Genomic DNA, 13,054 nt, shown 5'->3' with positions numbered 1-13,054 from the left:
ACCAGGGATTACCTGGTTCTATTTTTTTGATTATTGTTATGAACGGGTTACTGGGACTTCTAGGATAATCTTTGTTCCTTCACCAAGAGCTGAGAAAATAGTCAATTCTCCGCCAACAGCTCTAGCTCGTTCATCCATACTAAATAGACCTACGCCGCGAGCTTGCTTCACCATTTCAAAGCCTATCCCCTTATCCTCAATCATAACCCTTACTGATTGATCCATTTCTCTTACTGTGACAGTTGCCTCGGAAACATCTGCATACTTTCGAATATTGGTTAGTGCTTCCTGAATGATACGGTATATCGTCAGCTCAATGCTTATATCTAAACGGCGGTTCAGCACACATTCAAAATAAACATCAACCCCATAGTTCTCAGAAAAGCGGGAAAGGAAGGAACGAATCGCAGGAACGAGTCCCAGGTCATCCAAAACAGATGGACGCAATTCCCAAGATATATCGCGGATTTCTTCAATTAATTGGGTTGCTTCCTTTTGCATTTGCTGAAGAAGAGGATGGTCTAATTCCGAAAGTAAACGATTTATCGTAATCAGATGACTATATAAATTTTGACCAATGCCATCATGTAAATTTCGAGATAAACGCCTGCGTTCTTCTTCTTGAACATCAATAATGGTTGTCATCATTTTTTGAAGTTCTTGTTCCACTCTTTTTCGTTCTGTAATTTCATAACGAATCGCCAAATATTGATAAGGTTTTCCCTTATCATTCATAAATGGAACAATTGTAGTATCCACCCAATAGGTGGTCCCTTCTTTAGCACGGTTACAGATTTCACCTTTCCAGGTTTTACCCGAACCAATCGTTCTCCACATTTCCTTAAAAAACTCTGCAGAATGGTAACCGGAATTTAATATCCGATGGTCCTGCCCTATAAGCTCATCTTTTGTATACTTCGAAATTTGAATAAATTGTTCATTTACATATGTAATGGTTCCTCTAGAATCTGTTATCGCGACAATGGAAGATTCATCAAGAGCGAATTTAATATCCATTAATTCTTGAATCGACTTTTTCAATTCCAACTCTAGGCTGCTGAGCTGATTTAGTGATTGCTGACGATTTGTCTCCATGACTTAAGCCCCTTCCCCTAAGATATGACTTCTTAAGAGCTGCTCAAGAGTTTCGCATGACTCTTTCACCTTTTCCTGCTCATTTTCAGAAAATGTGTATGAGTCCCTTTTTCCAACCAGCAATACACCTTTTGGGGTGCCATTAAAAAATAAAGGGGACGCATAACAGGAAACAAGTTTTTCAGCAAGCATAATGGGATGGTCGGTTACTTTTCCATAGATATCATTTGGAAAGTTGCTCATCATCATTGGACTGCCGCTTGAAATGATTTTTCCTGCGATTCCTTTTCCAAAACGGACGGTTATTCGTTTATATTTATCGTTTACGTTTCCTGAAGCATAATGCCATCGAACATCGGGACCTACATCATTTTGAAGGGCAAGGGCAACAAAATCACATTCCACTTCTTTCCGTAACTGATCACAAACCTCCATTACCGAATGAATTTCTCTTATTTCTGTCATTCGTTGGTCTTCTCCTTAAATTCCATAACCTAAGAGCCCCTTTTTAACTGCATACTCCACTAGTTCAGGTCTTGTCTTCATTTGCAGTTTTTCCATTAAGTTACCTTTATGGGTTTCAACCGTTTTTACACTTATGACTAACTGCTCCGCTATTTCTTTGTTTGCATAGCCTTTAGCTACAAGTGTGAGGACTTCTTTTTCACGGTCGGATAAAAGATGATAGGTATCATGGATGTCATGCTTAATGCCGCCTAAATATTCTTCCATTAATCTTTTTGTAGCCGCTGGGTGTAAATAAGCATTCCCTAAAGAGACGGACTCAATCGCAGACATCAGCTCCTCATGCGGCGCACTTTTTAATATACAGCCTGACGCACCAGCTTGAATGGCTCTAAACAGGTATTCCTCATCATCATGCATGGTTAGAATTAAAATATTTACATTAGGCATTAGCTTTTTCAATTCAGATGTCGCAGATAATCCATCCTTACCATGAGGCATACTTAAATCCATCACAACTACATCGGGTTTAAGCTTCAAGGCCTTTTTTATGCCTTCATTGCCTTCTGAGGCTTCACCAATTACTTGCATTTCGGGATTTGTATTTAACAGCATGGTAAGACCCATTCTTACCACGGCATGGTCATCAACTAATAGGATTTTAATCAAATTTACCTCTCCTTCCCTTCCTATAAAGGAAGAGATATTTCAACAGACGTACCTTCTCCTATTTTAGAGGATATTACACAATGCCCGCCAGTTAGAAGCATTCTTTCCTTCATGGCTGCTATTCCTAAAGTAACATGGTTATTTACCATTTCGTCTACGACAAATCCTCCACCGAAATCAATAATCGAGATTCTCAATTCCTCTTCCTTCCAAAACAAACTCATTTTCACATTCGATGTATCAGCATGTTTCGCGATATTTGTAAGTGCCTCCTGGCAAACTCGAAAAACCGCAACACTCTTTTGCTCTTGAATTGGTTTCTCTTCCCCAATTGATTCTAAATCAACAAGAACTCCAAATGTTGAGGTATATAATTTAATATAGCTCTTAATTGCTGGCAGTAAGCCAAGTGTGGTTAAGGCTGGGGGATGGAGCTCGACTGAGAGTAATCTAATCTCTTGTATCGTTCTTTCAATCAACTGAGTCATTTCATGTAAATAGTTTTTCAAATGAGGCTGACTTAATCCTGATTCAACAAATTGTAATCCAGTAAGAATACTAAATAGATTTTGACCAACACCTTCATGCAGCTCCAAAGAAATACGTTTAATTTCTTCCTCTTGTGATTGAATAATATAAGAACGAATTTGTTGCTTTGAGGCAGAATGCTCCATACTTTACCCCCGTGACCTTTTGCTAGACTTTTTGAAATGTATAGGTTAAACCACTAACTAGGTCAGAAGCTGAGAAGCTAGCTTCCGATTGATTTACTTTGCTGTTAAGTGGGACTGCTAAAAAAGAGATAGTATCAAAATAAAAACGGACATGCGTATGATCAGGACAGGTCTGAACTTTTTTTATCATTTTCTTAACAACTGGGGCTTGATCCCCGCCATCTTTATCTTCTATCGCTATTTTCATTGTTGCCCCAACGAATCTCTGCAATTCATCTACATTAATGGTTTCCACAGCTGTTACATCCTTTCTTGGCTGGATAGATGAACATTTTGTAACCTTGCAGATACTCCCAAAACTTTGAATCTGCATGGTCCTCAAGGAATAGGATGGTTTCTTCCTCTGAACTCCAATCGCTCATTCCTTTTACTTCTGCGATTACCATTTCTGCTCCATCTATTGTCTTTTCCTCTAGAAACCAATTTAATCGCTTTTTCCCAAACATGCTTTTCAATAATTCATCAATATCGGTAGCAAAATCACCTGTTTGTTCTCGTATAAAACAAAAATCTAGATACGTTTCACTATTCATTGATTTTCACACCTTTTTTATAAATAAGGAATGCGGCAGGGAAAAGGATTACATTGATGACTGCTGCAACAATTGTGTTCGTATAATTTTCATAAAAATACTGATGAACCATAAATTGTGTAGCTATTATATTTAACATTAATATGACTAAAAGGAGCGCAACACTTCCATAACTACGCTTCATAGCGCTTCACCCCAACAGCATAAACTGTTCCGTTTTCTACTTTCACATAAATCTCAGGGAGCGGGCGTCTTGGAGGACCAGCTGTAGGCGCACCTGTTTCAACGTCAAATTTCCCGTGATGACATGGGCAGAGCATTTCGCCCTCATCTTTCTTCCAAAATACAGGGCAGCGAAGATGAGTACACGCATTTTGATAAGCGACATATTTCTCTTCGGATAGCCTAATTAAAATCGCGCTATCATGTTCACCTGGAAAATGGAAATCTACTGCATCGCCAATAGGTAAAGACTTTACATCGATAATTTTCTGTTTTGGATATTTTTTGTCTCCCAGTCCGTTAAGCTCTTTCGCAGCCAATACACCCCACGGAAGAGAAGAAACTGCAAATACACCTGCAGCACCGACCAATGTTTTCATAAAACCGCGGCGGTCCAATTTTCTTTCATTATTGCGGTTTATATTATGTGTATAGTTATCTTCATTGAACGGGATTTTATTATTTTTATCTGTCATGTTAATCCCTCCTAAAACAATTTCGTGACACCCTGAAGGATCCCAGGGAGATTCACTCTAACATTTGTTTCGCCTTCTAAATAAGGCATGCTTGTAACCCATTTACCGTTATCTAAATTAAATTGCTTTTGCTTCGCTTCAATTTCTTCATCTGTTAACCATTGCAAAGTATTGGACGGACATACGCTTGCACACATTGGAGGGATTCCGTCTTTTGTACGGTCGATACATAGATCGCACTTATACATTAGATTTTGCTCGGTATCAAACTTTGGAATACCGTAAGGGCAGGCAATCGTACAGTTTTGGCAGCCAATACACTTTTCCACTAGAGCTGAAAGAACAGCACCTGTTTCATGAATTTGGATTGCTTGTGCCGGACAGCTTCTCGCACATGCTGGATTCACACAGTGAAGGCACATTAGAGGCATGGTTTGACGGTTAACAAGCGGGTTAACATCGTATACGTAGTTACGGTTACGCTCCTCATGACCACCGCACTGTGTGCAGGCAGCCAAACACGAACGGCAGCCTATACAGTTTTCAAGTTCTAAATATAGCCTCTTTTTCATTTACTGCACCTTCTTTAGTTCAAGTTTTTCAATCTGCGCTGCACAAGCTTTAAATTCCGGCATTCTTGACATTGGATCAAGAGCAGCAATCGTTAATAGATTAATAGATTTATCATGACCAAAATGATAAGGTACAAAAACCGTATCTTTTCGGATAGCTTCTGTGACTTTTACTTTATACTCTGCTTCGCCTCTGCGAGTATATAAACGAACCATTTCTTCATGCTTTATGTTATATTTTTCAGCTGTTTCTGGGTGTACTTCTACGTACGGCTCTGGACACATATCCCGTAGGAAGTTGATTCTTCTTGTTTGGTTCCCAGATAGATAATGGTAAACAACGCGTCCAGTGGTTAAGCGCAATGGATATTCTTCATCGGGCTCTTCAGCCGGTGGACGGTATGGAAGGGCACAAATTTTCGCCTTTCCATCTGGATGATAGAATTTTTTATCTAGGAACATATGTGGTGTTCCAGGATCATTCTCATCTTTACAAGGCCAGAATACGCCATCTTGTTTTTCGATTTTATCCCAGGTGATTCCATAATAATCTGCATAGCCGCCTTTGGAAGCTAAGCGGAATTCATCAGCAACATCTTTAGCTGTTTTTAAATGCGAGAAGTATTTACCTCTGCCGAGACGTTCACACAGTTCAACATGAATTTGCCAATCTGGTTTAGATTCCCCAAGCGGCTCTTGTGCCTTGTTAATTTTTATACAGCGTCCTTCGAGATTTGTAACGGTTCCTTCATCTTCAGACCACGTAGTAGTTGGAAGAATAACATCTGCAAACTCTGCAGATTCTGATAGGTAAAAATCAGAACAAACCATGAAATCAAGATTTTTTAACTGCTCACGGACATAATTTAAGTTTGGTGCTGAAACTGCTGGATTTGAGCACAATAGGTACAATCCTCGGATGACTTTTTGCTCCATCAAACCAAACATTTCGTAAGCAGAAACACCCTCTTTTGGCATTTCTTCGGGTTCAATGCCCCATACCTTGGCTACCGCCTTAACATGCTCAGGATTATTAATTTTTCGGTAACCTGGAAGTGCATCTGCTTTTTGACCGTGTTCACGTCCGCCTTGGCCATTCCCCTGCCCTGTAAAAGTAGCAACACCTGCTTTAGGACGGCCAATTTTGCCAGTCACTAATGCCATGTTCGTATATCCAGAAACATTGTCTACTCCTTTGACCTGCTGCTCAATTCCACGAGCAAACATAACGATTGCATTTGGTGCTTTACCATAAATTTCAGCTGCACGAATGATTTTCTCTGGAGCAACTCCAGTAAGTTCACTCGTATATTCTGGTGTGAATTCTTTCACTAGTTCCTTTGTTTCATCAAAGCCGTTTGTATGGTTGTTTACGAATTCTTCATCTGCATAGCCGTTCTGGATTAATAAATTTAATATTCCATTTGCAAGAGCAAGATCGGTTCCTGGTCTTAAATCCAAGTGGACATCTGCTCTTCTGGCAATTGGTGTTTCACGAGGATCTGCTACGATTAAATAACCACCCCGTTCTTGAACTGCCCAAACTCTAAACATAGATGTTGGGTGGCATTCTGCCGTGTTGCTTCCTGCGATAAACAAACAATCTGTTTCATGAAGATCGGTCCATGGTAAGGTTGATCCACGGTCGACTCCGAAGGATCTCAAAAATCCTCCGGCAGCACTCGCCATACAAAAGCGTCCATTGTAATCAATGTAGCGTGTTTGTAAGCCAACACGCGCAAATTTACCAGTTAGATAACATTTTTCATTAGTCATGGATACACCACTATATACACTTAGTGAATCCTTACCAAAATCACGTTGCAGCTCTTGGAATTTTTTGACGATTAAGTCATAAGCTTCATCCCAGGTAGCTTCTCGGAAGCCTTCTTTCGTTCCCTTCAATGAAGCATCATCACGAATCAAAGGTTTTAAAATACGATCATCATGATTCGTTTGCTGATAGGCAGTAACCCCTTTTGGACACATTTTGCCGACGGTTACCGGCCAATCATAACGAGGCTCAACTCCGATTATTTTATTGGTCTTTGTATTGACACGTAAGTTCATCCCGCATTGCATACCACAATAGCTGCAGTGCGTTTTTACGAGAGTTTCATTTGGGTGGCGTACATTTTCAATTTCTTTAAAAAACTTATCCCTTTGCATTCTGATTTGCCTCCTTAACTTTCACTTGGTGCGTTGGTATTCCAGAGAATCTTGAAATACGATATTTTCTACGGCATGGAAGGCATAATTCAGCAAGATTAAAGCCATCTTCCATATTGAATTCGATCGCATTTACTCCCAGTACTTGAATGACATCATTTGACTGTTCGACTGATACGAAATGGTCACCGCACACTTTACACTTTTTCTCTTCCTGTTCAGCATAGTGCTCACGGTAATTCTTCGCAAAAACACTCACCGGACGAAAAGGAATATGAGCGAGCTTTCCAAATGGTAAATAAATTAGCGTGACAATAACGGAAAATTGGTGAATCAATGACATTTGCGGCTGCATCCAGCCATGAAGCCAAACATTTTGGACGGTTAATAAAAGTCCTGTTACAGAAATAAATATCAATAAGTAAAGCGGTAGGAAGTCATAGATGAACTTTTGCTCTGCTCTTGCCTGCATATTTTTTAAGCGGCGGTAAAGAGCCATACAGACACCTGAAATGACCATAAACGCTGAAATATTTAAGGCATTATAAGAGAACCACGCAATGATTCCATCAGCTTTTACCGTCATTAAATTTAGACCCATTAGGACAATCGTATATTGACCCATTTCATCCATCGTGAAGTACATCCAGCCAAATACAAGTGGAAATGTAACTAGACAGGCAAGAACACAACCCCAGCCGATTAAAATATGCTGCACCCAGCGGTACAATCCGCGGTTTTTAATAAAATCATAAATAGCTAAATGGTTAACTGCCGTTTTAGGGGTGCTTTTTCTTTTTAAAAGCTTTAAGCCCTTTTTGATAAAAATTTTGGTTGGCGGTCTCTCCCCCCATGCGATAAAGCGATAGAAAAATCCACCTATAAAAACAACTGTTCCTACCATATATCCGTATAGATTTAAATCAACATGGGTAAACATTCTCGTTGCAATGAAAGAAAGAATAACAATAGCGGAAACAGTTAAAAACATGGATTTAGCAAACTTAGATGCAAAAGCACCATTGATTGAGCGTTCCGCTTTCTGATTTGTTGACGTATTTGCCTGCATTGGAGCTCCTCCTCAAAAAAAATAACACTAACGAATTATTCTTACTCTTATTGTAAGAAAATCGTTAGTGTTACCAATATAGGGGAACTCCCCCATCTCTCGAGGAAAAAACCCTTATTAATTTCATTTTAGACAAATCTTTGTCACATTTAAATTCTACTGCGGTACTTTTTCCAATAGGAATACAACAGTAATAGTAAGAAGATGCTGACCTGCAGGGAGAAAAGCACCGCGTCCCAGAAAAGTAAACTTGTTGGCGGCTGCACAAAACCAGGGAGCAGCTGTTTACCCGCATAGATTACTTCTGGGATATAGTACATAAAATATAGGACAATTGTTAATACAATTCCAAGAAAATAGAAGAGGGAATAAGTGAAAACAGTCTTATTTTCACCCGTAAAGATAACTTCACTCGATGATTTAAATTTTAGAAATGAAAGCTGCTGTCTAATAGTTTGCTGAGCATTTTCCATCAGGTTGTAGCAGCCGGATACATTTTCAAAAACAAAATAGAGATCAGTTTTCATATAAAAACAACATTGAAACAACATCCTCAAAACAATATCAAAAACTGCAAGGTGCATTAATCCAAGTATAAACCAATGACCGTTAGGAAATATCAACTGACTAATAAGGGAAACAAAGAGAAGTACTGTATCAAAACAAAGACCTCCTAAAAAAAGAATATTTCTTTCTTTAGGTTTTAGTCTCCATACCGATGACATATTTGTTAAAAGCACAACAAAAAACATTCTGTGACCAATCTCCAATTTCGTTGGGAGATTGTGTGCTCTTATTGCCAAAACATGACCAAATTCATGGATAAGTACAAAAATAAACGTAAACGCAAGCCAAAAGATTACATTCACGACCATAATGTCAAAAACAAATATGTCCTCACGGTGGGGAAATAAAGAAGGATTAAGAATGAAAATAACTATATTCAATACGAATATTACACTATACAATAGGACCGTAATCTTATTAAAAAAGAATTTACCTAATTTTGGGGAAATCCATAATAAGCCCAATTGTTCTTTTGGACTGTGCTTTTTTTCAATCTTTACCCCATCAATCTGCTCAATTAAATCTAGCTCATAAAGCTGCTTAGCAAAATCGACTAGATCAACCTCTTCATTTGGGAATTTTTCTTTCAATTTCCTCTCAATCTCTACAAGCTGACTACCTTTATTAATCATGTTGATTGTTTCAATACATACCTCGGGCATTTCATAATATTCACACTTGAGCATATCTTCAACTATATAATGTTTTTGATCCTTTCGAATTTCGATAGGGACCATGGAAATTCGCGAGTGGAGTGTTATGTTCATCTTAAAAACACCGCTCCTTACTAATTAATTTTATTATAAAAGAAGGATGCACAGCTTTCGCTTGCACCCTTCTTTTATATCACTTAATCCCTAAAAATTGGCACCACCAGCAAGTCGTTTTGACTTTCTTAAGTTTACGGATTTTCATGAACCCACCTCCTTAAGCATCTCCCACTTCTTTGTCCATGGATATTTTTCATGAAATTTGATCCATTCTGGGTAAACAATCTTGAAAACTTCAACTAACTGCGGATCAAATTGCGACCCTTGGCCTTCAATAATACGTCTGTATGCTTCTTCAACCGGCATTGCTTCCCGGTAAGAACGTGAAGAAGTCATAGCATCAAAGGCGTCAGCAATAGCAGCAATTCTAGCAAGTAACGGTATTTCTTCACCCTTTAATTGCTCAGGATATCCTTTTCCATCCCAGCGTTCATGGTGTGAAAGAATGACACAAATACTATCCTTTATTCCTTCAACGTTCTTTACTGCATCAGCCCCGACAACAGGATGGGTTTTGATGATATCAAACTCCTCATCAGTGAGTTTTCCAGCCTTCATTAGAATCTGATCAGGTATATTAACCTTACCAATATCATGAAGTAAACAAGCATAATAAAAGGATTTTTGCTGCTCTTTGGTAAGCTTACCGATTTCTTTTCCTAACAACAGGGCATAGTTGGCGACACGCTCACTATGTCCTCTTGTGTACGGATCTTTCAATTCCAGAGTTGCAATAACTCCCTTTACAATTCCTTCTAATTGGTTATCATAAGAGGTGCTAATCGCCCGAACATACCCTTGAAAGCGGACTAACAAAAAGAATGACATTATTGATAAAATTACGACCAACACAATTGGTACGACAACATAGGGTTCATTTAAAGTAACTCCTAAAAAGATGTATTTAAGAGTAACTCCTAGTGTAACTACCCAAAAATATTTTGTATTCAAGAAGAGAGGCAATGATAGAATCAAAAAAACCTCAACTACATTCCCACTAGTGTAATCTTTGCTATTTCCGTAATAGAATATAAAATCAGCCATGAAAGAGACACTTAAATAGCTAATTAGAAATACATATTTAATCCAATATTGCTTATTTGCTTTTATGAGATAAAATGCAATTGGAAGTAAAATCAATAAAACTATATAGGTTAGATACCATGTATTGCTTGGAAACCCGATTTTACTTTGATGATCCGTGACGAGATACTTGGGACGAATGTAATAGTAGAAGACATCGTATCCAATTAATAAAATGTATGATATTAATAAATACCATTTCACCGTTTGTTTTTCTTCATGTGGTATCATATAATCCTCCAGTACTTCTCACACATGTTTATTATATATTTCGTTACTATTAGAAAAGATATAGGTAGATTTAGATCTTTATTTTTATACATAATAATACAATAAACTTTGTAATTCGGTATTCCTCTACATTATATCTCATTGCAGATAGCGTTGTAACATATTATATTTATGACTTTTGTATAATTGTAGAATTATTATCATTCATTTGTAATATTGGCAGTGTCACATTAACTCTTGTCCCGGCTCCATAACTGCTTTCAATTTTGATTTCGCCTTTATGGTCTAGAATAATCTGATTTGAGACCATTAATCCCAGGCCCGTTCCATCCTTTTTCGTTGTAAAGAACGGTTCTCCCAAATTTAGAATGTTTTCTTCAGCAATTCCGTTTCCCTCATCCTCAATGGAGATAGACATCTTTTTTCTGTTTAAAACTTTTACATATACCTTTATTTTCCCGCCTTTAGGCATTGATTCAATTGCATTTTTCAACAGATTTATAAATACTTGCTTAAGTTGCTGAGGGTCACAATCTATCGGAGGCAAAGGTCCTTCCATCTGTGTTTCTATTGTTACCCCTTGGCTCTCAGCTTGTTGTTGAGTAATCGATAACGTATAAGAAATTATTTCTTCAATATTTGCTTTTACAAATTTAATCTCTTTTGGCTTTCCGAGATACATTAAGTCATTCACAATGGTATTAATTCGATCTATTTCTTGGATCATTATTGGGTAAAATTCATTTGTGTTTGGATAGCTTTCCCATTGCAGCTGAGTAAAGCCTTTTAAACTTGAAAGTGGATTACGAATCTCATGGCCAATACCAGCAGCCATTTGTCCAATCACAGCAAGTTTCTCTTTTTGTCGAAGCTCTATATGTGCTGATGTTAGAGAATTGATATAGGAGATAAATCGTGTTAAAAGAAAATAGGCTATTACTGATAGAATAAAGAAAGTTAGAATTGGTAGTAAAACATTGGATTCTTGCAAAATACTTCCAATGATTGCGTATTTTCCTATCATACAAATCGAAGCAGTCCAAAAATATTTTTTATTCACAAAAATCGGTGAGAAAAAAACAAATAACAATTCAACAATATTTCCTGATCCATAGGGTTTGTCCGAACCAAAATAGATAATTAGGCTATTTATCGTTTCAATAACTGTATAGCTAAAGAGGTAAATATATTTTACAATATAGGGATTTCCCTTTTGGAGGAAATACAGAGCTATGGGAAGGAGTCCTATAATAGCTATATGATACCAAAATCCAAAACCTTCATTCGATAAACCAATAACGCCTTTTTTCGTATATATAGGCAGAATATAGTAATTAAAAATATCATATGCAAATAAAAAAATATAAAAAAGTACTAAAAAAAATTTTATTGTTTTTGTCTCTTCTGTAATTAATCTAGGGCTCGTGGGGCTTACTATCATTTCAGTTACTCCCTTAATTATTGTGATTCAAAATGTCTCCTACTATTCTACCACCTTTCCAAAAAAAATCTTGATGTTTTTTTTGGAAATTCGATTACATTCGACAAGGTTCTTCTGAAACTGCTTATTTTACAAAAATATATAAAATAAAAACTAACCAATGCTTGAGTTGGTTAGCTTCTTAATAATCAAATATTAACCAATTCCTTTTTACCTTCTGGAAGAATCATGGTAACTTCTGTCCCAATTCCTAGTTTGCTCTTTATAAAGCAGGACTGGTGAGATCGTATTAAGTAAATTCAAAAGAAGTTTTTCTGCCAACATTTGACTTTCCTCCAAGAAAATATCCATATATATATGATAAATAATACGACATTAATCGCCAGCATCCTTCAAAATAAGAAAATTTTCTTATATTCCCTTATCGACTTTTGCCAGTAAATTTCCCATAATAAACGTAGCATTTACGGTCTTCGTCAATTTCTCTTGAATCTAATGAGAATTCCAAAGCCTTTCCATTCTTATGAACGTAGATAAAATCCGAATGAAGTGTTGTTACTATCTCTTCATGTTCCCAAACATCTTTTTTCTCCACTACTCTAGATGAGGTTCCCATTAATTCTCTGACTTCAAAGCCTATGTGAGAATAGATAGTGTCCGAGGAATCATTGTGATAATTTTCTCTTTTCACATACATCACCGCTGTTCCATCTGGATCCATAGAAGTCGCACTAACTACAAAGGTTTCTCTGTCTTTTACGAAATATTCACAGGTCATTCTTGCTGTTGCTTCAACACGAGAAATATCTGGGTAATTATATATGGCAGGATAGTTTTTAAATTCATCATCCAATCGATATTCTAACCTCATTTTCCATCCCTCTTTCTTTTTCTTTTTATGTTACCATTGTTTTCCTAAAATTTACTTTTATAATGGTATTATAACAAAGAAAAGCAC

15 protein-coding genes are annotated in these 13,054 nt (G+C 37.2%); all 15 read right to left on the bottom strand.

Going from position 1 to position 13,054, the window contains the following annotated elements:
• Window positions 1–36: 36 nt before the first annotated feature.
• A complete protein-coding gene (locus CHI06_RS17885; RefSeq protein ID WP_095249987.1) occupies window positions 37–1,095 on the bottom strand; it encodes a sensor histidine kinase in 1,059 nt (352 codons plus the stop codon).
• Between the two features lie 3 nt (window positions 1,096–1,098).
• Complete coding sequence (locus tag CHI06_RS17880; protein ID WP_095249986.1) at window positions 1,099–1,560, bottom strand: GAF domain-containing protein; 462 nt, start codon at window positions 1,558–1,560, stop codon at window positions 1,099–1,101.
• 15 nt (window positions 1,561–1,575) lie between these two features.
• Complete coding sequence (locus CHI06_RS17875) at window positions 1,576–2,229, bottom strand: response regulator (protein ID WP_095249985.1); 654 nt, start codon at window positions 2,227–2,229, stop codon at window positions 1,576–1,578.
• 20 nt (window positions 2,230–2,249) lie between these two features.
• Window positions 2,250–2,903 carry a sensor histidine kinase gene (locus CHI06_RS17870; RefSeq protein WP_095249984.1) on the bottom strand — a complete coding sequence of 218 codons (654 nt, stop codon included), beginning with the start codon at window positions 2,901–2,903 and terminating at the stop codon, window positions 2,250–2,252.
• 22 nt (window positions 2,904–2,925) lie between these two features.
• A complete protein-coding gene (locus tag CHI06_RS17865; protein ID WP_095249983.1) occupies window positions 2,926–3,198 on the bottom strand; it encodes a hypothetical protein in 273 nt (90 codons plus the stop codon).
• A complete protein-coding gene (locus CHI06_RS17860) occupies window positions 3,185–3,496 on the bottom strand; it encodes a hypothetical protein (protein ID WP_095249982.1) in 312 nt (103 codons plus the stop codon). The genes CHI06_RS17865 and CHI06_RS17860 overlap by 14 nt, the downstream gene beginning before the upstream one ends.
• Window positions 3,489–3,680 (bottom strand): hypothetical protein, encoded by a 192-nt coding sequence (locus CHI06_RS17855; protein WP_095249981.1) that lies wholly within the window; start codon window positions 3,678–3,680, stop codon window positions 3,489–3,491. The genes CHI06_RS17860 and CHI06_RS17855 overlap by 8 nt, the downstream gene beginning before the upstream one ends.
• Entirely contained in the window at window positions 3,670–4,194 is a 525-nt protein-coding gene (locus CHI06_RS17850; protein ID WP_095249980.1) for a ubiquinol-cytochrome c reductase iron-sulfur subunit, read from the bottom strand. The genes CHI06_RS17855 and CHI06_RS17850 overlap by 11 nt, the downstream gene beginning before the upstream one ends.
• Window positions 4,195–4,205: 11 nt before the next feature.
• The gene (locus CHI06_RS17845) at window positions 4,206–4,766 is read right to left on the bottom strand and encodes a 4Fe-4S dicluster domain-containing protein (protein WP_063253156.1); all 561 of its coding nucleotides are present in this window, start codon (window positions 4,764–4,766) and stop codon (window positions 4,206–4,208) included.
• Window positions 4,767–6,935 (bottom strand): molybdopterin oxidoreductase family protein, encoded by a 2,169-nt coding sequence (locus tag CHI06_RS17840; RefSeq protein ID WP_095249979.1) that lies wholly within the window; start codon window positions 6,933–6,935, stop codon window positions 4,767–4,769.
• Window positions 6,922–8,004 (bottom strand): hypothetical protein, encoded by a 1,083-nt coding sequence (locus CHI06_RS17835; RefSeq protein WP_095249978.1) that lies wholly within the window; start codon window positions 8,002–8,004, stop codon window positions 6,922–6,924. The genes CHI06_RS17840 and CHI06_RS17835 overlap by 14 nt, the downstream gene beginning before the upstream one ends.
• Before the next feature lie 149 nt (window positions 8,005–8,153).
• A complete protein-coding gene (locus tag CHI06_RS17830) occupies window positions 8,154–9,338 on the bottom strand; it encodes a hypothetical protein (RefSeq protein ID WP_095249977.1) in 1,185 nt (394 codons plus the stop codon).
• Window positions 9,339–9,482: 144 nt separating this feature from the next.
• Complete coding sequence (locus CHI06_RS17825) at window positions 9,483–10,655, bottom strand: HD-GYP domain-containing protein (protein WP_095249976.1); 1,173 nt, start codon at window positions 10,653–10,655, stop codon at window positions 9,483–9,485.
• A 169-nt stretch (window positions 10,656–10,824) separates the two neighbouring features.
• Window positions 10,825–12,096 carry an ATP-binding protein gene (locus CHI06_RS17820; protein WP_095249975.1) on the bottom strand — a complete coding sequence of 424 codons (1,272 nt, stop codon included), beginning with the start codon at window positions 12,094–12,096 and terminating at the stop codon, window positions 10,825–10,827.
• Between the two features lie 421 nt (window positions 12,097–12,517).
• Complete coding sequence (locus tag CHI06_RS17815; RefSeq protein ID WP_095249974.1) at window positions 12,518–12,967, bottom strand: hypothetical protein; 450 nt, start codon at window positions 12,965–12,967, stop codon at window positions 12,518–12,520.
• Window positions 12,968–13,054 lie beyond the last annotated feature (87 nt).

It is taken from the genome of Bacillus sp. 7884-1, from assembly GCF_002272245.1.
Taxonomy (GTDB): Bacteria; Bacillota; Bacilli; order Bacillales; family Cytobacillaceae; genus Neobacillus.
This window is presented reverse-complemented; position numbering and strand designations above follow the sequence as displayed.